Below are 24589 nucleotides of genomic sequence, written 5' to 3' on the forward strand. Positions count from 1 at the left end.
ATATCAAGCCCTTATTTGCCTTCTTTAATCTGTTCTAGCCATTTCTTTTCTTGCTTAGACAATTCTCGTTCTTCCAGTAAATCCGGTCTACGCGTGTACGTACGACGTAGTGATTCTTTATGTCGCCATTCATCAATATTTTTATGATTTCCTGACATTAATACATCCGGTACCTTCATTCCACGAAAATCAGCTGGACGTGTATAATGAGGGTGCTCTAATAAACCTGTACTAAACGAATCCTCGACTTGCGAAGCATGATTTCCTAGTACCCCTGGCAAGAGACGTACGACACTATCAGTGATAACCATAGAGGCTAACTCTCCACCCGTTAATACGTAGTCGCCGATAGAAATTTCATCTGTTACGAGATGTTCACGAATTCGTTCATCGTACCCTTCATAATGACCACACACAAAAATAACATGCTCTTCTTCAGCAAGCTCTTCTGCCTTCTTCTGCGTAAAACGCTCTCCTTGTGGACACATTAAGACAACTCTCGGTTTACGTTCTGTTTCCTTCGTTAACTCTTCCACTGCATCAAAGATAGGCTGAGGGGTTAGTACCATCCCAGCACCACCACCATACGGATAATCATCTACGCTATTATGCTTACTCATTGTATAGTCGCGGAAATTGACAACACGAAGCTCTACCGCTTCTTTTTCTTGTGCTTTCTTTAAAATTGAAGATCCAAACACACCTGTAAACATATCTGGAAACAATGTTAAAATGTCAATTTTCATTATAACAGCCCTTCCATTACATGAATGGTTACTAATTTATTCTCAATATTAACTTGAAGTACAACATCATCAATATAAGGAATTAACAGATCTTGACCTTTTGGACGTTTAATTACCCAAACATCATTTGCACCAGGAGATAAAATTTCTTTTATTGTTCCTAACGCTTCTCCTTCTTCCGTTACAACGTTGCACCCAATAATCTCATGGTAGTAGTATTCGCCTTCAGCTAGTTCGCCTAACTGCTCTTCTGGTACTTTTATTAAAGAACCTTTAAACTTCTCTACTTCATCTACATTGTTGTATCCTTCAAGTGTTAATAAATCAAATGTCTTATGTTGACGATGAGAAGTTACCTTTACCGGAAGGTAGTCTGTACCTTTCTCATCGCTTATGTATAACGTGTTTCCTACTTTATATCGCTCTTCTGGAAAATCAGTACGAGAAATAACACGAATTTCTCCTCTTACGCCATGAGTATTTACAATTTTCCCTACGTTAAACCATTTTGTCATAAATAGTATGTCACCCCTGGTTTCTATATAAATTAAGCATCTCCATTTCATATATGGAACATGCAACTTCTCTTTAAATGTTAAAAAAGGGAGAGGAATAACTCCTCGCCCTTTTTACGTTTATTGAATTTCCAGTGTTACTTTTTCATCATTATGATGTCCCACTGAATACAAGAGCATTCGAATTGCTTTCGCAACTTTCCCTTGCTTTCCAATGACTTTTCCAACATCCTCAGGATGTACAGTTAATCGATACTTAATCTCTCCGTTGTAAAGTTCCTGTGTAACATTTACATCTTCAGGATGATCGACAAGAGGCTTGACAATCGTCTCGACTAACTTCTTCATAGTCATTGCCTCAATTACTTACCTTGTTTAGATAAGTGGAATTTCTCCATGATACCTTGGTTAGAGAATAAGTTACGAACTGTATCAGATGGTTTAGCACCATTTCCTAACCATTTTAATGCTGCTTCTTCGTTGATCTTAACTTCAGCTGGTTGAGCAACCGGATTGTAAGTACCGATTTCCTCAATGAAACGTCCGTCACGAGGAGAACGAGAATCTGCAACAACTACACGATAGAAAGGAGTTTTTTTAGCTCCCATACGTTTTAAACGAATTTTAACTGCCATTTATAAAGCACCTCCGAATTTATTTCACACAGATAATTATATTAGCAAAAAGACTATTGCTTTGTAAAGTATTTTTTCTTAACAGAGCCATCTTTTTTCCTTACATGAATGGAAACTTCAATCCACCTAGTCCTTTTTTCTTACCTTTTTGCATTCCAGTCATCGTTTTCATCATCTTTTTCATATCATCAAATTGCTTGATTAAACGATTGATTTCTTGTACCGTTGTACCGCTACCTTTGGCAATGCGCTTTTTGCGACTAGCATTGATTATTTCCGGTTGTTCTCGCTCTAATTTAGTCATAGAACGAATAATTGCCTCAATATGCCCAATTTGTTTTTCATCAACTTGCGCATTTTTCAGCCCTTTAATTTTATTTGCACCAGGAAGCATTCCTAACAATTCATCAAGCGGTCCAAGTTGACGCACTTGTCCAAGTTGTTCTAGGAAATCGTCAAGCGTAAACGAAAGCGTACGCATTTTTTGCTCAAGTTCTTTTGCTTTCTCTTCATCAACTGTAGCTTGCGCTTTTTCAATTAATGTTAAGACGTCTCCCATCCCTAAAATACGGGATGCCATACGTTCTGGATGGAACGCTTCCAGTGCATCTAGTTTTTCACCCATACCAGCAAATTTAATTGGTGTATTTGTAACAGCTTTAATAGATAATGCCGCACCACCGCGCGTGTCACCATCTAATTTCGTTAATACAACCCCAGTTAAACCTAACTGTTCATGGAAACTTTGTGCAACATTTACCGCGTCTTGTCCCGTCATCGCATCGACAACAAGGAAAATTTCATCCGGTTTCGCAACTTCTTTCACTTTCGCTAATTCATCCATTAGTTCTTCATCAATATGCAGGCGACCTGCTGTATCGATTAAAACATAATCGTGATGATCTTCTTTTGCTTTTGCAATCGCTTGTTTCGCAATTTCAACAGGGCTTACTTGATCTCCTAAAGAGAATACAGGCATGTCCAATTGCTTCCCTAATGTTTCAAGCTGTTTAATCGCTGCAGGACGGTAAATATCCGCTGCAACAAGCATTGGTTTACGATTATGCTTTTTACGAAGCAAATTCGCAAGCTTACCTGTCGTCGTTGTTTTACCTGCACCTTGCAGACCAACCATCATAATAACAGTCGGTGGCTTATTAGCAACAGCAATTTTGCTTTGCTCTCCGCCCATAAGTTCTGTAAGTTCTTCCTGTACAACTTTAATTACTTGTTGTCCAGGTGTCAAACTTTTCATTACATCTTGTCCGACAGCACGTTCAGACACACGCTTTACAAAATCTTTTACTACTTTAAAGTTAACGTCCGCTTCTAAAAGAGCTAGACGAACTTCTCTCATCATTTCTTTCACATCGGCTTCAGAAACTTTTCCTTTGCCGCGGATTTTTTGCATCGTCTGTTGAAGTCGGTCGGCTAATCCTTCAAATGCCATATTGCCGCCCTCCTAATCTAATTTTTCGATAGCTTCAACAACTTGTTTCATTTCTTCATTCACATGCTCTTCTTCGCTGATTAGCTGTTTTAGCTTTGCAACAAGTCGCTGTCGCTCTTGAAACTTTTGAAGTAATACTAATTTTTCTTCATATTCTTCAAGCATCGCTTCAGTCCGTTTAATGTTATCATACACGGCTTGGCGACTTACATCAAATTCTTCCGCAATTTCACCAAGAGATAAATCATCTAGATAATAAAGCGACATATAACTTCTTTGTTTTTGCGTTAACAACGATTGATAAAAATCAAATAAATAGTTCATTCTCGTTGTTTTTTCGAGCATGTTGGATCATCCTTTGTTAAGTGATTTCCCTTTACATGAATTAGTTTACATGGAGTACAAAAGAGTGTCAAGTTTTTTTCTTAACATCACATATTTTTATAGAAAAAGAAGCGGAAAATACCGCTTCTTTCACTTATACTTCTTCTGTTTCTACTAAGTTCGCAAATAAACCATACACATATTGTTCTGGATCGAACTGTTGCAGATCATCCATTTGCTCTCCTAATCCAACAAATTTCACTGGTACATCCATTTCGTTACGAATCGCTAATACAATACCACCTTTAGCAGTACCATCTAACTTCGTTAAAACAATACCAGTAACATTCGTTGCTTCACGGAATGTTTTCGCTTGACTTAAACCGTTTTGTCCTGTTGTAGCATCAATAACAAGTAATACTTCATGAGGAGCTCCTGGTACTTCACGCTCAATTACACGCTTTACTTTCTCTAACTCTTTCATTAAGTTCACTTTATTTTGTAAACGTCCTGCTGTATCACATAGTAATACGTCTACGTTACGTGCTTTTGCAGCTTGTACAGCATCATACATAACCGCCGCTGGATCAGACCCTGATCCTTGTTTAATCACTTCTACACCAACGCGATCGCCCCATACTTCTAATTGTTCAATCGCTCCAGCACGGAACGTATCTCCTGCTGCTAATAAGACAGACTTACCTTCTGATTTAAACTTATGAGCCATCTTACCAATTGTCGTAGTTTTACCTACACCATTAACACCAACAAATAAAACAACTGTCAAGCCATCTTTTTGCATATTAATTTCATTAGTAAAATCGCTGTCGCCTTTATAAATTTCTATTAGTTTTTCTGAAATAACAGCTTGTACTTCTCTTGGTTCTTGAATGTTACGGCGTTGCACTTCTTCTTTCAATTGATCGATTAATTCCATCACTGTTGAAACGCCAACGTCCGCGCCGATTAAAATTTCTTCTAATTCTTCGAAGAAATCTTCATCTACTTTACGGTAACGAAAGACTAAATCATTTACTTTATCTGCAAACGAATTTCTCGTTTTTTCTAATCCTTGTTTAAACTTCTCTGTTACCGTATCTGTTTGTTTTGAAATTTTTTCTTTTAGTTTTTTAAAAAAGCTCATACTGTCCCATCCTTCCTATTTGCTTGCAACTAGTTCTTCTCCATCATCTAAACGAACCGAGACAAGTTTAGATACCCCTGACTCTTGCATTGTTACACCGTACAATACGTCAGACTCTTCCATTGTACCTTTTCTATGTGTAATTACAATAAACTGTGTCTCATCACTAAATTTCTTTAAATACTGGGCAAAACGGGCAACGTTTGCCTCGTCAAGAGCAGCCTCTACCTCATCTAGTACACAGAATGGGACTGGGCGCACTTTTAAAATACCAAATAACAGCGCAATTGCTGTTAAAGCACGCTCTCCACCTGAAAGTAAACCTAAGTTTTGCAGTTTCTTCCCTGGCGGTTGCGCTACGATATCAATACCCGTATTTAATAAGTCCTCTGGATTTGTCATAACTAAATCCGCTCTACCGCCTCCGAATAATTCAGAGAATACCGATTGAAACTCCATTCGAATTCCTTCAAACGTAGTAGAAAAGCGCTTTTTCATTTCTTCATCCATTTCAGTAATCAGTTGGTGCAATGTCGTTTTCGCTTCTTCTAGGTCTTCTTTTTGCTCTAGTAAGAATGTATGACGCTCTGCTACACGCTCATACTCTTCAATTGCGCCTAGATTTACTGTACCTAGCTCTTCGATGGATAGCTTAATTAGTTTCACCTTTTTACGTGCATCCTCGGCAGGCATCACCATTGTATACTTCAGTTTTGCCGCTTCAAATGAAATCGTATATGTTTCACGTAAATGTTGTAATCTATTTTCTAACTCTACATCAAGTCGGTTAATTTTTACTTCTTGATCTTTCAACATCTCAAGAATGTATTTATGTTTACCTGTTGTTTCTTTCAAATTACGCTCTAAATGTTCCACTCTCTCTTGTAACGATACACGTTGTTCTCGACGAGAGCGAATTAACTCTGAAGTTTGATTACGATCATATGCTTTCTTCTCAATCATATTCGTAATTTGCTCTTCACCACTTGAATTCGATGTCATTTCTTGTTTTAAGAATGCTAAATCCTCTTTAGTTTTGAGAAGCGTTGCATCCGTTTCTTCTTTTTCCTTCGTCAATCGTTCAACTTTTTCTTTTTGATTAGATAAGCGTTGTTGCTTTTCAGCTGCCAACACTTTTAACTCAGTCATTTCTTTTTGAACTTTTTCTTTCGAAGAATGCTGCTCGCTTTTTTGTTTTGTTAAAGCTGCGATTTTGCTATCTAATTCCGTAATCTCAGCTTGAAGGGTCGCTAAAATCTTTTCTAACTCTTCTTTACGCCCTTGCATTTTCACTTGATCTTGCAAGAACCCTTCAATCTCTAAATCATAAATAGATAAACGATCATTAATACGATGTTCTTCTAATTCCAAACGACTAATTTCTTCTCTTAATTTCTGTTCATCTACACGCTCTGCTTCTACACATTGCCTTAGTTCGCGTATTTGCACTTCTTTTTCTTGAATTTCTTGCTTTACTGCTTTAACAAAGTTTTCTAACTTCGTCGTTTTTTCTTCCATATCAGTTAACTTGTTCGTCCACTCTTCTAGCTCACGTTGACGCCCTAATAAAGAAGATTTCGCCTGTTTTACTGCTCCACCTGTCATAGAACCGCCAGGGTTCACTACATCACCTTCAATTGTTACAATGCGATAACGGTATTGTAGTTGTTTCGCCAACTCATTCGCCCCGCGTAAATCTTTTGCAACAATAACAGTACCTAATAAATTCGAAACTACATTTTCATATTTATTGTTATATTGCACAAGTTCTGCTGCTACACCTACAAACGATGGGTGTTGATTTACAATACGCAATTGCTCAAATGATAACGATCTACCTTTAATAACAGCTTGTGGTAAAAACGTTGCTCGCCCATGTTTATTTTGCTTTAAGAATGCAATTGCATTACGAGCATGCTCTTCTTTTTGTACGACAATATGTTGCATCGCTGCACCTAGAGCAATTTCCATTGCAACTTCATATTCTTTCGGTACCGTTAGCAGTTCTGCAACAGCACCCTCGATACCTTGCAACCTATTTTCTCTAGCTTTTAATACTTCACGTACCCCTTGATAGAAACCAGAGTAATCTTCTTGCATCTCTTCTAGCATTTCTTTTCGAGAACGTGCCTGTTGTACAAATTGATACGCTTGGTACAGTTTTGTTTCGTTTTCACTATACTGCGTCTTGCATTTCCCAAGTGCCGCTTCTGTCTTTTGTATATTCGAAAGGATTCCAGCTACTTTTTCTTTCACTTGTTCATAACTTTCCACAAGTTTCGTCTTTTTCGCTGTAATTTCCATACGCATTTCTACATATTTCGCATTTTCTTCATCAAGGCGTTCATTTTTAGAGTTTTGTTGTTTAGACTGCTCTTCAATCATAGATAACTCATTACGATGACTAGCTTGTTGATTTAAAAGTTCAATATAGTCACCTTTTAAATTCTCAATTTGTTCCTCTAAATTTTCGGCAAATGTTGCAAGCAATTGCTCATTATCATGCAATTTCGTTTCCAACTCTTTTACTTGATTTACAAATTGCATCAACACTTCTGTACTTGATTCTATTTCACCATCATAACTTGTAGCTTTCGCTGTTAATTCAACAATTAACTGTTCGAGTTGCGCACAATGCGTCGTTGCATTTTGCTTTCTCTCTTTTAATAGCTCACGTTGCCCTTCTAACTTTTCTAGTTCTTTACTAGAAAGAAGAAGTACTTCTTGCAAGGAATCTACCGACTCATCTACTGCTTGCAATTGACCTCGTAATTCCTCTAGCTCTTCTTCACCTTTTTGTAAATGCGTTGACATTTTCGCTTCTTCGTCTTTATTATGCCCAAACTGATTTCGAAGCGCTTCCCATTTCTCATGTAATTCTTCAATTTCATGTACAATAAGCGCCGCTTCTACTTTCTCTAACTCTTCTTTCTTCTCCAGATAATCTTTCGCAATAGAAGCTTGTCTTTCTAAAGGCTCTACTTGACTACTTAATTCGTGAATTATATCTTGTACACGATTTAAGTTTTCTTGTGTGTCTGCTAATTTCCCTTCAGCTTTCTTTTTACGAAGCTTGTATTTCAGCACTCCTGCCGCTTCTTCAAATACACCACGACGTTCTTCTGATTTACTACTTAAAATCTCTTCAACTTTCCCCTGGCTAATAATCGAAAAAGCTTCTCTTCCCATACCAGAGTCCATAAATAAATCGATAATATCTTTCAATCTACATGATTGTTTATTAATATAAAAATCACTATCACCAGAACGAGATACACGACGCGTTACACACACCTCATTATATTCAATCGGTAAACGTTGATCTTCATTATTTAAAGTTATCGTTACTTCAGCAACATTAACTGCTCTTCTCGTATCACTACCTGCAAAAATAATATCTTCCATCTTTGCACCACGTAATGATTTTGCCGATTGTTCACCAAGTACCCAGCGAATGGCATCAGTAATATTACTTTTCCCGCTTCCATTAGGTCCTACTACAGACGTTACACCTGGGACGAAATCAACAGATACGCGCTCAGCAAAAGACTTAAATCCTGCTATTTCTAATCTTTTTAAAAACACGAAAGGCCTTCCTCCTATTCTCCGTTGCCATAAATGTTGTTTATACAAAACAAACTATTATACGGATTTCCTTTCCTTTCATTTACAAACAAAAGGAAAGTTTCATTCTATGCATAAGGAATCCCCCTCATTCAAAGGGGGATTCCTTATAGTTGTTCTTTTAACTTTTTCAACGCTTCTGCAGCAGCTTGTTGCTCTGCTTCTTTTTTCGACTTGCCACTACCAAGACCTAAAGCCACGTTATTTAACGTAACACGTGACACAAATTCTCGATTGTGAGCTGGTCCTTTTTCTTGCAAAATTTGATACTCAATATTGCCACTACCATCACGCTGAATCAACTCTTGTAATTGACTCTTATAATCCATCACATGAGAAAAAGCACCTTCATTAATTTTAGGGTATACAATTTCTTTTAGGAAGCCCCATACTGTTTCTAACCCTTGATCAAGATAAAGGGCACCAATAAACGCTTCAAAGACATCCGCTAATAAAGCTGGTCGTTCACGTCCACCTGTCATTTCCTCACCTTTCCCTAATAAAACAAGGCTACCAAATGACAACTCGTTTGCAAAACGAACAAGAGATGGTTCACATACAATAGCTGCACGTAGTTTTGTTAACTCTCCTTCGCTCATTGTCGGATATTTTTGAAACAGATACTGCGACACAGTAAGTTCCAATACTGCATCTCCAAGAAATTCGAGACGCTCATTGTCTTCATGTGGTTTTTTTCGATGCTCATTCACATACGATGAATGCGTAAATGCTTGAATCAATAATTTTTCATCTGAAAACGTAATACCTATCTCTTCTTGAAATACTTTAAACGCTTCACGATATTTTGTTTCGTATTTTTTTTCTCTATGTTTTCGGTACGGCATAGGTCCCTCCAGATATAAGCCGAGAAGCCCCGCTAAAAAACGGGACTTCACTTAAGCATTATAGATGACTCTCTATGTAAGTCACAGCATCGCCAACAGTAGCAATCTTTTCAGCATCTTCATCAGAAATTTCCATTTCGAATTCATCTTCCAATTGCATTACAAGTTCTACTACATCTAGGGAGTCTGCACCTAAATCTTCTTTAAAGCTCGCAGCTGGTACTACTTCAGTTTCTTCTACACCTAAACGATCAACGATGATTTTTGTTACACGCTCTAAAACATCTGCCATTCCATTCACCTCCCCTCAAATATTATATTAAATATTAGCCAAAAAAACTAGTTGAAATCAATTCTTTTATTACATTACCATACCGCCATCAACATTTAACGTTTGACCTGTAATATATTTACTTTGATCAGAAGCAAAAAACGTTACAGCATTCGCGATATCTTGCGCTTCACCAAACTGAGCTGCAGGAATTAATTTTAACATTTCAGCTTTTATATTTTCATCTAATACATCTGTCATATCTGTCGCAATAAATCCAGGAGCAATTGCATTTACAGTAATATTACGGCTCGCTAACTCTTTTGCTGATGTTTTTGTTAATCCAATTACACCAGCTTTAGCAGCAACATAGTTTGCTTGTCCTGGATTACCCGTCACTCCAACAACAGAAGCGATATTAACAATACGTCCATGACGTTGACGCATCATATATCGAGATACTACCTTCGTACATAAGAATACACCTTTTAGGTTTGTATTAATAACTGTATCCCATTCTTCTTCTTTCATACGCATTAATAAATTATCTTTTGTTACACCTGCATTATTTACAAGAATATCAACTTGTCCAAATGTATCTACAGTTTGTTTCACCATATTTGTAACGTCTTCAGCATTTGCAACATCTGCTCTTACTGCAATTGCATCCGAACCTAATTTCTTGATTTCATCAACTACTTCATTTGCCTTTTGCTCATTACCAGCATAATTTACTACAACATTTGCCCCTTGTTTCGCTAAATCAATCGCAATCGCACGACCAATTCCACGTGAAGCACCAGTTACTAATGCTACTTTCCCTTTTAACATCAGTTTTCTCCTCTCAAATTTGAAATGGTATCTTTCAATGTTTCTTCATCGTATATCGCATATGCTTTCACCGATGAATCAATAGACTTCATAAGTCCAGCAAGTACTTTCCCAGGTCCAATCTCAATAAATGTATCTACCCCTTGATTCACCATATATTCAATGGATGGGTACCATAAGACAGGCGAATAGAGCTGCTCAATTAACTTTTCTTGAATATGTGCACCACTTGTAATAACGTCCGCTGTTACATTTGCGATAACCGGAATATTCGTATCTTGAATTGTAATTTCATTTAAGACACTTTGGAATTTCTCCGCTGCCGGCTTCATAAGCGAAGAATGGAACGGTCCACTTACCTTAAGTGGAACAGCTCTCTTTGCACCATTTTCTTTCGCTCTTTGAGAAGCAATCTCGACTCCTTGCTTTGTTCCAGAAATCACAATTTGCTTCGTACTATTCATATTAGCAATTTGCACTGCATATCCTTCACTTGTTACTTCTTCTGTAACTTGTTTCAGCATATTTGGATCAGCACCTAAAATAGCCGCCATTGCACCTTCTCCGCCAGGAACAGCTTCTTCCATATATTCCCCGCGTTTCCTTACAGCATATACAGCATCTTCAAAAGTTATTGCACCCGCTGCCACAAGAGCGCTATATTCACCTAAACTATGTCCTGCGACAAAGTCTGGTGTAATATCATACTCTCTCAAAGCTGTCAAAATAGCAAAACTCGTTGTTAATAAGGCAGGCTGCGCATTTGTCGTTAACGTAAGCTTTTCCTGCGGTCCTTCAAAAATCACTTCCGAAAGTGAATCTTGCAACACCTCATCTGCTTTTGCAAATACATTTGCAACCTCTTTATTATTCTCTGCTAACTGTTTACCCATTCCAACTGCCTGTGAACCTTGGCCCGGAAAAAGAAATGCTAGTTTTCCCATTTCAAATCCTCCTCTTATTGGAGTGACTCTTTCTCCATTACGCTTGAAATAGTAGGAATAACTTCTTTTGCTACCATTTCTCTCGTTTGACGAATCGCACTAAATATCGATTGATCATTGGAAGAACCGTGAGCCTTAATGACAGGAGCTTTCAATCCAAATAATGCCGCCCCTCCATACTCCGAATAATCCATTTTATCTTTTAATACCATAAGTTTTGGTTTTAATACCGCTGCTGCTAATTTGCTCGTAAACGAACTCATTAACTGCTCTTTTAACATAGAGAATAATGCAAGCGCTGTTCCTTCTAATGATTTCAGCGCTACATTGCCTGTAAAACCATCACATACAACAACATCTGCTACACCTTGCAATAAATCTCTTGATTCAACGTTCCCAACAAAATTAATCGGGGCATCCTTAAGCATTGCAAAGACTTGTTTTGAAAGCTCATTCCCTTTGCCATCCTCTGTTCCAACGTTTAAAAGTCCAACACGAGGATTTTTAATTCCTCTTACTTTCTCTGCGTATACAGATCCCATTACTGCATATTGATATAAATGAATTGGTTTTGCATCAACGTTCGCTCCAACATCTAGCATAACAAAACCTTCTCCATCAACAGTTGGCATTGTAGGGGATAAAGCTGGTCGCTCAATTCCTTCCATACGACCTACAACAAACAATCCAGCCGCCATTAAAGCTCCTGTACTACCAGCTGATATACAAGCATCCGCTACACCGTCTTTCACTTGCTGCGCCGCTAGTACCATTGAAGCTTGTTTTTTTCGACGAACCGCTCTTACTGGTTCATCTGTCGATTCGATTTTTTCATCTGTATGAAGTATTGTAATTCGTTCTTCACTCGTTAAGTATTGACGAATTTCCTCTTCTTTCCCTACTAACGTAATATGTAAATCAGAGTATTCCTTAATAGCTTTCATTGCTCCTAGTACGACAGCCTTTGGAGCATGATCGCCGCCCATTGCATCTATTGCGATTTTCATAAGTTGTTACCTTCCTCACTATAATTACTAGATCGATACATTTCAAAAGTGCCTGTAAAAACAAGTTCTTCTCCAACAAAGCTACGCACTTTGACAACCGTCCGTCCTTTATCATTCTCTACATCTTCAACGCGCGCTTTCGCAACGACACGCTCCCCTAATTTTACAGGACGAATGTATCGAATGGTAGACTTTGCAGTTAAAGCTAATTCTTCATCAATAACCGCAACAGCTAGTGAGTTTGCTTGTGCAAACAAATGATGCCCACGGGCAATTTGATTTCTTTTAAATACGTGTTCTACCTTCACTTCAAAGATAGAAATTGCATGTCTATCTAATTCTATATCGATAATTTCTCCGACAACCTCTTCTAACGGTAAAGATTTCACATCTTCTTCATGTTGCTTTGTAGCTACATGTTTAATTCTTTCTCTTAATTCAGGAATAGATAATTCCATACGATCAAGACGTACGGTTTGTATACTCACTTGAAATTTTTCTGCTAAATCTTCATCCGTAATAAAAGGATTCGTTTCTATAGTTTGTTGTAATAATTCTTGTCTTTCTTTTTTGCTTCTTCTTTTTTTCATACCGCACCATCCATTTTTATGACTAGGTACTAACAGTAGTATATAATCATTAAAAGTAGAATGCAACAAAAACTTTCGTTGCATCCCTTTAATCGAGCTTCTCTCCCTGGAACACACCTGTTCCGTCCAGATACGTACGTAGCGAAGCATATTGATCATTATGCCAAAATGCTTCTGAATCTACTAGTAACGCCGCATCTTGTCTAGCTGTTTCTAACGCTCGATAATCATGTACCATATCAGCAACCTTGAATTCTGGTAAACCACTTTGCTTACTTCCAAAGAAATCTCCAGGACCTCTTAACTCTAAATCTTTTTCTGACAATACAAATCCATCATTCGTTTCGGTCATAATACGCATTCGCTCTTTTCCCGTTTCCGATTTTGGATCCGCGATTAATAAGCAATACGACTGTTCACTACCACGGCCAACACGCCCTCTCAGCTGATGAAGCTGCGATAAACCAAAACGCTCCGCATCATAAATAACCATTACAGTCGCATTCGGTACGTTCACTCCTACTTCAACTACCGTTGTCGATACAAGAATTTGTACTTTATTTTCACTAAATTGTCCCATTATCTCTTCTTTTTCTTGAGATGATAATCTCCCATGCATTAATCCGACTTGACATTTCCCTTGATAATGATGAGTCAGCATACTATGTAAGTCGATTGCATTTTGGACATCAAGTTTCTCAGATTCTTCAATAAGGGGACAAATAACATATGCTTGTCTTCCTTTTTTTATCTCCTTCTCCACAAAACCGAGAACTCGATCTAACATATCATGTTTTGCCCAGTATGTTTCAATTACCTTTCTACCAGCTGGCATCTCATCGATTATAGAAACATCCATCTCCCCAAATGCAGTAATTGCTAACGTACGCGGAATTGGGGTCGCCGTCATAAATAATACGTCCGGACTTTCACCTTTCTCTCTTAAAACTCGTCGCTGCGCTACACCAAATCGATGTTGCTCATCAGTAATAACGAGACCTAACCTATGAAAGATAACTTCATCTTGAATTAAAGCATGTGTTCCAACAAGGATATCTATTTCTCCTTGTTCTAATTTTGCCAAAATCTCTCGACGTCTTACACCTTTAACTGAACTTGTTAACAATTCAACTTTCATACCAAAGTGCGAGAACGTCTCTGCGAGCGATTGATAATGTTGTTCTGCTAAAATTTCTGTAGGAACCATTAAAGCACCTTGATAGTGTGCTAATTTCGCTGCATAAAGACCAATTGCTGCAACAACCGTTTTACCAGAACCTACATCACCTTGTAACAACCGATTCATTCGATAAGGAGATGTCATATCTTTCATAATTTCATCTACAACCCGGCGTTGCGCGCCAGTTAACGGAAACGGAAGTGCATCGATAAACTCTTGCAATTCTGCTAAAGGAATTTCTTTTTTCGTCCCTTTCGAATTTTCCCTCTCCATTTTCCGTAATGTTTGCATTTTCAACTGAAATAAGAAAAATTCCTCATATACAAAACGGCGTCGCGCTTGTTTTAAATCGTCCTGCCCTGCAGGGAAATGAAGCGCCTTGAGCGCTTCATAACGTGGCAGTAATTTATATCGACTTAGCAATCCATCAGGCAACACTTCGACTATAGAGTCTCCATACTCCTTTAATGCTTGTGCAATAAAGCGGCGCATCTGTTTTACTGTAAGTTTCCCTTTCACTGAGTATACAGGTTCAACTTCTTGTTGACGTACAACAGGTCCAAAATGAAGCTCAGATACCGCAATCGTTTGACGGTGCTGATCCCATTTACCTGTTATCGTTACAGTTTCATCTAAAGTTAACTTCTGCTTATAGTACGGTCTATTAAAACATACAGCTGTAATTAAATAACGACCGACGAGGACACGAACCGTAAGGCGCGACTTTTTCTTCCCATAATATTGCAGTAAAGGAGCACTATGAACTTTTCCCTCAACTGTTACACGTTCATCATGCTTGACTTCAGCAAGATCTTTCATCGCATAATCTTCATAACGGTACGGAAAATGTTCTAATAGATGAGAAACTGTATAAATTCCCATCTCGTGTAGTAACTCAGATGTTTCTCCTCCGATTCCCTTTACATCCGTAACAGGAACTTGTACAACTTCATTCAAGATTCTCACGCTCCGTCACATTATTTTCTTTGATACATTATCGATTAGCACGATTGACATCTGTAATCGCTCTTTTTCACCTTATATATTCTATCATAGGCATTCTAAGAGAAACTACTCAAATACCTTATAAGCAACACGAAAGAAAAGAGCCTCACTATTAGCAGCAAGGCTCTTTTTTATCTTCAATATGCTAGCCTTTTGAATAAAAACTAGTAATAAACTTCATATTACTACTTCTTATCCATTAGCAAGTAAGTAATCCATTTATTTTCAAAACGAATTTTTCTTATTCTACAGAGAAGATGAAAGAATATACCGGTTGGTTTCCAGCATGCACTTCTACTTCTGCATCTTCAAATTTCTCTTCTACAAATTCAACTAACTCAGCTACTTCTTCATCAGTTGCATCTTCACCTTGTAGAATCGTTACGATTTCAGAATCTTCATCAATAAGTGCTTCTAGTAATTGCTTCGCAGCTCCTACTTTTTCTGCATTTGTTGATACGATTTTTCCATCTGCAATACACATGAAGTCATCTTTTTGAATTGCTACACCATCAATTTCCGTATCACGTACAGCATACGTAATTTGACCAGTTTTCACATGAGATAAAGCTTCTTTCATGTTTTCTTCATTTTCTTCTAACGTTCCAACTGGATTAAATGCTAACATTGCAGCCATACCTTGAGGAACTGTTTTTGAACGAACTACAATCACTTCTTGATCCACAACTGACGCTGCTTGTTCTGCTGCCATCACGATATTCCCGTTATTCGGTAAAATAATGATTTTTTCAGCGTTCGCTTCTTCAATCGCCTTCACAATATCCTCCGTACTTGGATTCATCGTTTGGCCACCTTCGATAACTTTCGTCGCGCCAATGCTCTCAAATAAAGTTTTAATACCAGATCCCATAGCTACAGTTACGATACCGTACGGTTGCTTCTCTTTAGACTGGCTAATTGGCTCAGGCATCATAGCAGGCTCATCTAATAAAGCAGTATGCTGTTCACGCATATTCTCTACTTTAATCTTGATTAAACTACCGTAACGTTGTCCGTAGTTCATAGCGTCTCCAGGATGCTCTGCATGAATATGAACTTTTACAATTTCATCGTCAGATACAACTAATAGAGAATCCCCATAAACACTAATATCTTCACGGAATTTTTGTTCAGAGAAATTATGCTCTTTCACTTTTTCAGCCTCTAATTTCACCATGAACTCCGTACAATATCCATACTTAATATCTTCTGTACTCAATTGGCTTTGTACACTACGGTGATGTTCTGCTCGTACCATCTCATTCATAGATGGTTGGGCAGGTGCATCAGAAGAAATTGTTTCTCCTTTTAAGTCAGCTAAAAATCCTTCGTATACTACTACAAGACCTTTACCACCGCTATCTACAACGCCAACTTGTTTTAATACAGGTAATAAATCTGGCGTACGATTTAACGATGCATTCGCTTCTTTCACAACGTCTTCCATAAACAAAACAAAGTCGCGCTGTTTTTTCGCAACTGTTACTGCATATTTACCCGTTTCTCTTGCAACCGTTAAAATCGTTCCTTCAATCGGTTTCATAACCGCTTTGTAAGCCGCCTCTACTCCAGCTTCTAAAGCTGCAGCAAAATCAACTGTTGTTAATTCTTCTTTTTGTTCAATGGATTTTGAGAAACCACGGAACAACTGAGATAAAATAACTCCAGAGTTACCACGAGCTCCCATTAATAATCCTTTGGCTAAACTTACGCCGACTTTACCAGCATGTTGTGAAGGATTTGCTTTCACTTCACGTGCGCCTGAAGTCATAGATAAGTTCATGTTTGTACCGGTATCGCCATCTGGAACTGGAAATACGTTTAATGCATCAACAAGCTGAACATTATTTGTTAAATTATTCGCTCCTTGCATGATCATTTGTGATAAACGTTTTCCATCAATTTTTTGAATTGACACAGATTTTCCTCCTTAATGCACATTACAAGTTTATTACTTTAACTCCTTGTACGTAGATGTTTACAGAATCTACTGCTAGTCCTACAGTTTGATCTAATGTATATTTCACTTTCGTCTGCACGTTATGTGCTACTTCTGAAATTTTCGTACCATAGCTCACAATAATATACATATCAATATGTACTTCATCTTCGTCTTTACGAACGATAACACCTCTAGTGAAGTTTTCTTTTCGTAAAATGTCTGTTAATCCATCTTTTAACTGATTTTTTGATGCCATACCTACGATACCGTAGCAATCTACCGCGGCACCTCCAGCAATTGTTGCAATTACATCTGTACTAATATCAATTTGACCGTACTTCGTTTTAATTTCAATTGACATCTCGTTTTCCCCCTTCATAAATGGTGAAAGTGAGTTAGACTACTTTAGTTACTATCATATAATCTTTTTAAAGAAAATTCCATCGTTCTTTCTTTTCACTCTCATATTTTATGTTTTAAATCACATTTTTTATGATGAGCAAAATAGTCCATTGTTATTATACAACATGTACCACTATAATATGTCAAGCAATTTTTCTTGATTTCAGCTTTTCTTCATTGACATATAGTGTCAAGTAATTTTTCTTGATTTCTTTTTTCTACAGTGTTGCATTCTCTATTTAGTTGTGTTAAATTATAGTAGTGTTTTTAGCATCGCATAAAAGACTAACATTGAAAAATTACGTATGGTAAGGTATCAAGGGAGGGAAATATAAATGGCTCGTGTTTGTGCTATTACTGGAAGAAAAGCTCGTTCTGGTAACTCTCGTTCTCACGCAATGAACGCTACAAAACGTAAGTGGGGCGCTAACCTTCAAAAAGTTCGCGTACGCATCGACGGAAAAGTTCAACGTGTTTACGTTTCTGCTAGAGCATTAAAATCTGGCAAAATCGAACGTGTTTAATAATAAAAAAAAGAGCCACTAGGCTCTTTTTTTACTATACCAATGAAAAAAGCACCGGTAATAGGTGCTTTTTTTAATCTTTTTTGAAGGTATTTAACATGGCACGAACAATTCCACCAAGAAATTTAGGTAACTTAATTGTATAAAATCTCATGGTTTCCCTCCTAATCCCCATTACTCCACTTGTTCACTATATGATGTAAGGAGCAAAATTGTTTCTTTAATCAGTGCTTCTTATCAACATTAATATGCCAGAAGTAAATGAAAAAGTACCTTTTTCCTCAACGAGTTCATTACTAATACAAAGTGTCGATCCCCACTCTATTGTTTTATTTGTTAGAGGATACTTAAAACCAAGTAATGTAATCCCTTCCACTATTTCAGTAACCGGTACAAAAGATACATAAGGGAAATTTTTATTTTCTTCAATTATATGTGTACCCACTTTTTTTACGCTTATTTCATTTTTATTGTCTACAATGCACATTTCTATTCCTACTTCTAACCCTTTTAAAAGCATCTGTATATTTGCTAAACCGTGATCCAACCTTCCGCCGGTAGCACCAAAAATACGAATTAATGCTGGATTTTGTTTTAACGCCCAGTTAATCGCAATTTCTAAATCTGTTTGATCTTTTTCACGAGGAACAATATGTAAGTCATTTGTTTGCTGCCCCATCCATACTAATTCCTCTTCAGTAACCGAATCGTAATCTCCAAACGCAACAGTTGGAGTAATTCCGCCTTTTAATAAACGATATACTCCTCTATCAACTGCCGCCCACACTACTTTCTCATTTTCATATCGAGAAAAATCTGCACAATATTCCGCAGGACCTCCCGCTAAAATATGAATAATCATGTTTCCTTCCCCTTCTATTGTAAAAAGGCAATCTGCCATTCGGTAGATTGCCTTTTTACATATTTTTTCTCTATCCTTTATAAATAGTGAAAACCTAGTACACTAGAAGATTCACTAGGATAAAGACTCGCTCATTCATTATCCACGAATGACACGAATTGCTTCACCGCGGTCTTTTTGATTGTATACTGCTGATCCAGCTACAAGTACGTTTGCTCCCGCTTCCACACAAAGCCTTGCTGTTTCAGCGTTTACACCACCATCAACTTCAATTTCTACGTCTAGATTGCGCTCTTTAACCATTTCTGCAACTTGTTTAATTTTCGGTAATACTGAATGGATAAATTTCTGTCCGCCAAATCCAGGGTTTACTGTCATAAGTAATACCATATCGATATCCTCTAATACATGCTCAATCGTTGAAACTGGCGTATGCGGATTTAATACAACTCCCGCTTTAATGCCATGAGATTTAATTAACTGAATTGTACGATGCAGATGAGGGCACGCCTCTACATGAACAGTAATAATATCTGCTCCCGCTTTTGCGAAAGTCGGGATATAGTTATCAGGATTTTCAATCATTAAATGTACATCTAACGGTAACGATGTAATCGGGCGGATCGCCTCTACAATTAATGGTCCAATCGTAATATTTGGTACGAAATGTCCATCCATTACATCGACGTGAATGTAATCCGCTCCGCCTTTTTCTACATCTTTAATCTCTTCCCCTAATTTTGAAAAATCTGCTGATAAGATCGATGGTGCAATTTTAATCATAACTAATACCTCGGCTTTCTCTCTCTAATTTCTTCTACGAATTGTTTGTAATTCTTATAACGATATTCTGTAATCTTCCCTTCTTCAACCGCTGCCTTCACAGCACATTTCGGTTCAGAAAGATGTGTACACCCTCTAAATTTACAGTATTGGCTCACTTCTTTCAACTCTGGAAAACAATATGTAAGATCTTCTACTTCAATATCTATGAAATCAAGTGAACTAAAACCAGGTGTATCTGCAACTAGTCCGCTTCCAATCGCAATTAATTCCACGTGTCTTGTCGTATGTTTTCCGCGTCCTAAATGAGAGGAAATATCATTCGTTTTCAGTTCTAATTCTGGACGTAAAACGTTCAGCATAGAAGATTTCCCAACACCAGATTGTCCTGCAACGACAGAAACACAACCTTCTAAGAACGGTTTTAAAATATCAATACTTTCCGAAGTGTTGATAGAAGTAAATAATACATCATATCCCATCTCACGATAATCATTTGCATAAGATTCGACAGTCTCTCTCATTTTTTCATCCACTAAATCCATCTTGCTAATGCAAATAATCGGCTTAATGTTATGATATTCAATCAGCACTAAAAATCGATCTAACAGTCCCGGATTAAAATCTGGTTCTACTGCAGAGAAAACGAGAATTGCTTGATCAACATTAGCAATAGGAGGCCTAACAAGTTCATTTTTTCGATCAAATACTTCAAGCACGTATCCTTCAGTTGGATTATCTGCTTGAAAAACAACTTGGTCTCCTACCAGTGGTGTAATTTTATTTTTTCTAAACACACCACGCCCGCGACATTGTGTAATCCCTTCTTCATGCTGCACATAATAAAACCCACTTAGAGCTTTTACAATTTTTCCTTCTGGCATATAATTCTCCTTTATTTTGTATAAAGTGAAGCTGTAATTAAAATTATTAAATAATGATTTCAAAACCCGCCATATATACAAGTTATTATATTTAACCTACCATCAAATTTAAAATATTATTTATAACAGTATCACTTTTATAGCTTTTTGAATCATATATTTTTGCCTGTTATACAGTCCACTATTTGTAGAGAGCATAACAGGCAAGAGTCATACATTCCATCTTCTTCAAAAAGAAAATAGAATTCATTATTATTGAGTTGGATATGGTACTTCTTTATCAATAATCGTTACACCATCTCGTACAATTTTATAATGTCCTTTTGTACCTTCTTGAATTATAAATTCTAAAGAAATAGTTGCCGACTCTGAAATTGTTCTAGTTTCGATTGGTCTATCCATTTTTTGTTGCATGTCTTCTTTATAAATTTCTATCGTTTGCGGTTTTTTCTCACCTATTATAGAAGACTCATAAGGAATAGAAATATTATCCACTTTTACTGTTTTCGTTACTTTCGGCTTAGGGCCCTCTGAGATGATAATAGTCACTTTATCTCCTTCTTTTAACGGTGTTCCTGGTTTTGGAGATTGGGAAATTACAAGTCCTTTATCAACAGTATCGGAATACTCTCGTTTTATATCTGGAGTTAGTTTTCTCTCATTCAAATAACCATTTATGCTATTTTCAGTCCATCCTGAAAAATCACCTGGTCTAATTTGATATGGGCCTTTACTTACCCAAATTTTCAGTTCTTGTTCCGCTTCTACTACCATTTGATCCGGCGTCGGAATTTGCTCAACGATTTCACCTTTTGGCCTATCATTTTCAATATAATTTATTGTAACTTGTTTATATTTTTCTTCTAATTCATTCCTTATACTCTCAAAATCTTTTCCTGTGAGATCACTCATCTTATTTTTCTTTTTTCCACCTGATTGATAGATAGTAATTTTAGAGTTTTCTTTCACAACTCTTCCTGCTACAGGGTCTGTTTTTATCACATCACCTGCTTCCACATCATCTGTATATACAATATTAGGCTCCGTCACTTCAAAACCCTTTTCAACTAATGTATTTACTGCAGTCGTGTATTTCATACCAGCTACATCAGGGACTTTTACATCTTTTGGAATAAAGAATCCTGGAATAACAGTAAGCGCTAACGTTATTCCAATCGCTAAAAGTAAAAATGTTGTAATTAAAACTTTGAGCCATTTATTACTTCGTTTTTTCTTCTTATTTAATTCTGCTTCTTCGTTCCTTGTCTGTTCATCCACTTTACTTCCTTTTAAAACAATTGTTTCATCAGTTACATTTTCGAATAATTGTTCTTGTTGAATAATCGGGATCGCTTTTGTCGCTTCCATATCTTCCGGTATGTAAAATGGCTGCTCATTTATCCTCTCTGGATATAGTGCAGTTTCAATATCTCGTTTCATCGCATTGGCAGATTGATATCGATGAAACGGATCTTTTGCAGTTGCCTTCAATATAATATTTTCCACACTTTGTGGAATATTTTCATTCCATCTTTTTGGAGACGGAATTTCACTTTGTAAATGCTTCAAAGCTATAGCAACAGCAGATTCGCCAGAAAACGGTTGTCTTCCTGTTAACAACTCAAACATAACAATCCCTAGCGAATAAATATCTGATTGTTTATTTGCTATCCCGCCGCGCGCTTGTTCTGGTGATAAGTAATGCACCGAACCGAGTACCGAATTTGTATGTGTAATTGTTGTTGCACTTGTAGCTGTCGCAATTCCAAAATCTGTTACTTTTATTACTCCATCAGTTCGAATTAATATGTTGTGCGGTTTTATATCACGGTGCACAATTTCAAAATGATGGGCGTGTGCCATGGCGGATGTTAACTGCTCCATAATATCAAGAGCTTCTCCTATAGGTAACATCCCTCGCTCGATTATGTATTGTTTCAATGTTTGTCCTGGTACATACTCCATTACAAGATAATATATACCATCTTCTTCTCCGACATCATACATATTCACAATATTTGGATGCGACAACGTTGTAACAGACTGCGCTTCTCGATGGAAACGTTTAATAAACTCTTCGTTATTTGAATAGTCGAGTCTTAATATTTTTACCGCTACATCCCGGCCCAGTATTTCATCATGAGCTAAATACACATTGGCCATTCCACCGCCACCAATCATTTTCAGTAGCTTATAACGGTCATTTAAGCGTTTTCCAATCAGCACGTTGCACTTCACCTACTTTCGTTTGTCGAACCCGCATAATCAATGAGAACAAGGGTGATATTATCTTCCCCGCCACGATCATTCGCCAATTGAATGAGACGTTGTCCCTTAGCTTCTAGCTGTTCATTTAACTGTAAAATTTGTTGCATATTAGCAATAGAAACTTTGTTAGATAATCCATCAGAGCAAAGAAGTAACTGATCATCTTCCTCAAGTACCAATGTTTTAACATCTAATCCGACTGTTTCTTCTGTTCCTAATGCTCTTAACAAAACATTCTTTTTCGGATGATATTCTGCGTCTTCTTTTGAAATTTCACCATGTCTCACAAGTTCATTGACAAGTGAATGATCTTCCGTTACAAGCGAGATTTTCCCCTCTGATATCATATAACAACGACTATCTCCTATATGACCTATCGTCACAAAGTTTGGTGTACAAATCGCTATTATAAGTGTTGTTCCCATGCCATTACATTCTACATGTTGCTTAGAGTATTCATATATACGCTCATTAATAATCCCAACACTAGTATGTAACCACTCTTCTACTTTTTTTGGCTCATTCATATTATGTGTTTGCTTCCAATAATCATGGAATAATTGAATGGTCATCGAGCTAGCTACATCACCAGCTCGATGACCTCCCATTCCATCTGCTACTACCGCTAAAATATTTCCATCTAAATTGTGAAAAACTCCTGCACTATCTTCATTATGTTGACGAACTTTTCCTTTATCTGATAGAAACACGGCTTTCATCTCGTCACCTCGTCTCTTCTTTGCGCTCCTTCGCACGCAACTGACCGCAGGCTGCATCAATATCATGACCTTGTTCACGGCGAATCGTTACATTTACTCCACGATCTTTTAACGTTTTTTCAAATAAGAAAATTTGTTCACGTGGCGTACGTACATAATCACGTTCAGGTACGTAGTTTACCGGAATTAAGTTTACATGACATTTTACACCTTTTAAGAGCGCAGCAAGCTCTTCAGCGTGCTCAACTTGGTCATTTTCTCCTCCAAATAGTCCATATTCAAAAGTAATACGACGCCCTGTTCTATTTACATAGTATTTAATAGCTTCCATTAAATCAGGAAGCTTATAAGCACGGTTAATCGGCATTAATTTTGAACGTAATTCTGAGTTTGGAGCATGCAGTGAAATCGCAAAATTAATTTGTAAGTCTTCTTCAGCGAACTTATAAATTTTCGGGATAATTCCACTTGTCGAAACTGTCATATGTCTCGCACCAATATGAAGTCCTTTTTCATGGTTAATGATGCGTAAGAATCCCATTAAATTATCGTAGTTATCAAATGGCTCTCCAATTCCCATAACAACAAGAGAACTTACACGCTCTTCTGATTCATCAAGTGCACGCTGAACTTCTACTACTTGTGCTACAATTTCTCCAGCTTCTAGGTTTCGTTTTAAACCACCAAGCGTTGAAGCACAGAACGTACATCCAATACGACAACCTACTTGCGTTGTTACACAAATTGAATTTCCATATTCATGTCGCATTAATACCGTTTCAATAGAGTATCCATCGTATAGCTGGAATAAGAATTTAATTGTTCCATCTGAAGACGTTTGTTTTACTAACGTGTTTAAAGTAGTAATATCAAAGGAATTCGACAATTTATCACGCAATCCTTTAGAAAGGTTTGACATATCCTCATAATTTTTTACACGTTTTTTATATAGCCAGTCAAAAATTTGTCCAGCACGGAACTTCGGCTCTCCTTGCTCTTTTAACCAATCTTGCATTTCATGAAGTTGTAAAGAGTAAATTGATGGTTTTTTCGTTTCTAAATTTTTCTTTTGTTTTCTCACAGTCGTTTCCACG

The 24589-nt window shown here is 37.2% G+C and carries 25 protein-coding genes; 1 reads left to right on the forward strand and 24 read right to left on the reverse strand.

What is annotated here, in order from left to right; translation table 11 throughout:
* Positions 1–11: 11 nt before the first annotated feature.
* The 17 genes from trmD to ACUXEY_RS09825 form a co-directional block, all read right to left on the reverse strand.
* Entirely contained in the window at positions 12–746 is a 735-nt protein-coding gene (gene trmD / locus ACUXEY_RS09745; RefSeq protein ID WP_166702028.1) for a tRNA (guanosine(37)-N1)-methyltransferase TrmD, read from the reverse strand.
* Positions 746–1261: a ribosome maturation factor RimM gene (gene rimM / locus ACUXEY_RS09750; protein ID WP_166702027.1), complete on the reverse strand. Its 516-nt coding sequence runs from the start codon at positions 1259–1261 to the stop codon at positions 746–748. Before rimM ends, trmD begins: the two co-directional genes overlap by 1 nt.
* 120 nt (positions 1262–1381) lie before the next feature.
* Positions 1382–1609 (reverse strand): KH domain-containing protein, encoded by a 228-nt coding sequence (locus ACUXEY_RS09755; RefSeq protein WP_087958605.1) that lies wholly within the window; start codon positions 1607–1609, stop codon positions 1382–1384.
* 14 nt (positions 1610–1623) lie between these two features.
* Positions 1624–1896, reverse strand: a complete 273-nt coding sequence (gene rpsP / locus ACUXEY_RS09760) for a 30S ribosomal protein S16 (RefSeq protein WP_000268750.1) — start codon at positions 1894–1896, stop codon at positions 1624–1626.
* A 100-nt stretch (positions 1897–1996) separates the two neighbouring features.
* Positions 1997–3346: a signal recognition particle protein gene (gene ffh, locus ACUXEY_RS09765; protein WP_000863461.1), complete on the reverse strand. Its 1350-nt coding sequence runs from the start codon at positions 3344–3346 to the stop codon at positions 1997–1999.
* Positions 3347–3358: 12 nt separating this feature from the next.
* Positions 3359–3691 carry a putative DNA-binding protein gene (locus ACUXEY_RS09770; RefSeq protein ID WP_000891062.1) on the reverse strand — a complete coding sequence of 111 codons (333 nt, stop codon included), beginning with the start codon at positions 3689–3691 and terminating at the stop codon, positions 3359–3361.
* Positions 3692–3824: 133 nt separating this feature from the next.
* The gene (ftsY, locus tag ACUXEY_RS09775) at positions 3825–4814 is read right to left on the reverse strand and encodes a signal recognition particle-docking protein FtsY (RefSeq protein ID WP_461300568.1); all 990 of its coding nucleotides are present in this window, start codon (positions 4812–4814) and stop codon (positions 3825–3827) included.
* Positions 4815–4829: 15 nt separating this feature from the next.
* Positions 4830–8399 (reverse strand): chromosome segregation protein SMC, encoded by a 3570-nt coding sequence (gene smc, locus ACUXEY_RS09780; RefSeq protein ID WP_429599481.1) that lies wholly within the window; start codon positions 8397–8399, stop codon positions 4830–4832.
* A gap of 146 nt (positions 8400–8545) precedes the next feature.
* Positions 8546–9283: a ribonuclease III gene (gene rncS / locus ACUXEY_RS09785; protein WP_001146867.1), complete on the reverse strand. Its 738-nt coding sequence runs from the start codon at positions 9281–9283 to the stop codon at positions 8546–8548.
* A gap of 58 nt (positions 9284–9341) precedes the next feature.
* Positions 9342–9575 (reverse strand): acyl carrier protein, encoded by a 234-nt coding sequence (gene acpP, locus ACUXEY_RS09790; RefSeq protein ID WP_000786062.1) that lies wholly within the window; start codon positions 9573–9575, stop codon positions 9342–9344.
* 69 nt (positions 9576–9644) lie between these two features.
* Positions 9645–10385, reverse strand: a complete 741-nt coding sequence (gene fabG / locus ACUXEY_RS09795; protein WP_461300569.1) for a 3-oxoacyl-[acyl-carrier-protein] reductase — start codon at positions 10383–10385, stop codon at positions 9645–9647.
* Positions 10385–11329: an ACP S-malonyltransferase gene (fabD, locus tag ACUXEY_RS09800; protein WP_461300570.1), complete on the reverse strand. Its 945-nt coding sequence runs from the start codon at positions 11327–11329 to the stop codon at positions 10385–10387. Before fabD ends, fabG begins: the two co-directional genes overlap by 1 nt.
* Before the next feature lie 14 nt (positions 11330–11343).
* Positions 11344–12336 carry a phosphate acyltransferase PlsX gene (gene plsX / locus ACUXEY_RS09805; protein ID WP_461300571.1) on the reverse strand — a complete coding sequence of 331 codons (993 nt, stop codon included), beginning with the start codon at positions 12334–12336 and terminating at the stop codon, positions 11344–11346.
* Complete coding sequence (fapR, locus tag ACUXEY_RS09810) at positions 12333–12926, reverse strand: transcription factor FapR (RefSeq protein WP_000747352.1); 594 nt, start codon at positions 12924–12926, stop codon at positions 12333–12335. Before fapR ends, plsX begins: the two co-directional genes overlap by 4 nt.
* An 88-nt stretch (positions 12927–13014) precedes the next feature.
* Entirely contained in the window at positions 13015–15063 is a 2049-nt protein-coding gene (gene recG, locus ACUXEY_RS09815) for an ATP-dependent DNA helicase RecG (protein WP_461300572.1), read from the reverse strand.
* 289 nt (positions 15064–15352) lie between these two features.
* Complete coding sequence (locus ACUXEY_RS09820) at positions 15353–17029, reverse strand: DAK2 domain-containing protein (protein ID WP_166702019.1); 1677 nt, start codon at positions 17027–17029, stop codon at positions 15353–15355.
* A gap of 22 nt (positions 17030–17051) precedes the next feature.
* Positions 17052–17414 carry an Asp23/Gls24 family envelope stress response protein gene (locus ACUXEY_RS09825; protein ID WP_000021109.1) on the reverse strand — a complete coding sequence of 121 codons (363 nt, stop codon included), beginning with the start codon at positions 17412–17414 and terminating at the stop codon, positions 17052–17054.
* Positions 17415–17790: 376 nt separating this feature from the next.
* Between ACUXEY_RS09825 and rpmB the strand changes: the two genes are divergently transcribed.
* Entirely contained in the window at positions 17791–17979 is a 189-nt protein-coding gene (gene rpmB / locus ACUXEY_RS09830; protein WP_000124776.1) for a 50S ribosomal protein L28, read from the forward strand.
* A gap of 73 nt (positions 17980–18052) precedes the next feature.
* On the opposite strand, the gene spoVM is transcribed toward rpmB, so the two are convergent.
* From spoVM to rlmN, 7 genes are all read right to left on the reverse strand, one after another.
* Positions 18053–18133, reverse strand: coding sequence for a stage V sporulation protein SpoVM (spoVM, locus tag ACUXEY_RS09835; RefSeq protein WP_001213599.1), 81 nt, complete (start codon positions 18131–18133; stop codon positions 18053–18055).
* A gap of 66 nt (positions 18134–18199) precedes the next feature.
* On the reverse strand, positions 18200–18880 hold the full coding sequence (locus tag ACUXEY_RS09840; protein ID WP_461300573.1) for a thiamine diphosphokinase: 681 nt from the start codon (positions 18878–18880) through the stop codon (positions 18200–18202).
* Between the two features lie 99 nt (positions 18881–18979).
* A complete protein-coding gene (gene rpe, locus ACUXEY_RS09845) occupies positions 18980–19624 on the reverse strand; it encodes a ribulose-phosphate 3-epimerase (RefSeq protein ID WP_087958595.1) in 645 nt (214 codons plus the stop codon).
* Between the two features lie 2 nt (positions 19625–19626).
* A complete protein-coding gene (gene rsgA, locus ACUXEY_RS09850) occupies positions 19627–20508 on the reverse strand; it encodes a ribosome small subunit-dependent GTPase A (RefSeq protein ID WP_166702017.1) in 882 nt (293 codons plus the stop codon).
* A gap of 252 nt (positions 20509–20760) precedes the next feature.
* The gene (prkC, locus tag ACUXEY_RS09855; RefSeq protein ID WP_461300574.1) at positions 20761–22734 is read right to left on the reverse strand and encodes a serine/threonine protein kinase PrkC; all 1974 of its coding nucleotides are present in this window, start codon (positions 22732–22734) and stop codon (positions 20761–20763) included.
* Positions 22735–22742: 8 nt separating this feature from the next.
* Positions 22743–23495, reverse strand: a complete 753-nt coding sequence (locus ACUXEY_RS09860) for a Stp1/IreP family PP2C-type Ser/Thr phosphatase (protein WP_461300575.1) — start codon at positions 23493–23495, stop codon at positions 22743–22745.
* A gap of 4 nt (positions 23496–23499) precedes the next feature.
* The gene (rlmN, locus tag ACUXEY_RS09865; RefSeq protein WP_001978968.1) at positions 23500–24588 is read right to left on the reverse strand and encodes a dual-specificity RNA methyltransferase RlmN; all 1089 of its coding nucleotides are present in this window, start codon (positions 24586–24588) and stop codon (positions 23500–23502) included.
* Between the last annotated feature and the right edge of the window lies 1 nt (position 24589).

The organism is Bacillus sp. F9_6S_D1_P_5 (assembly GCF_054823925.1).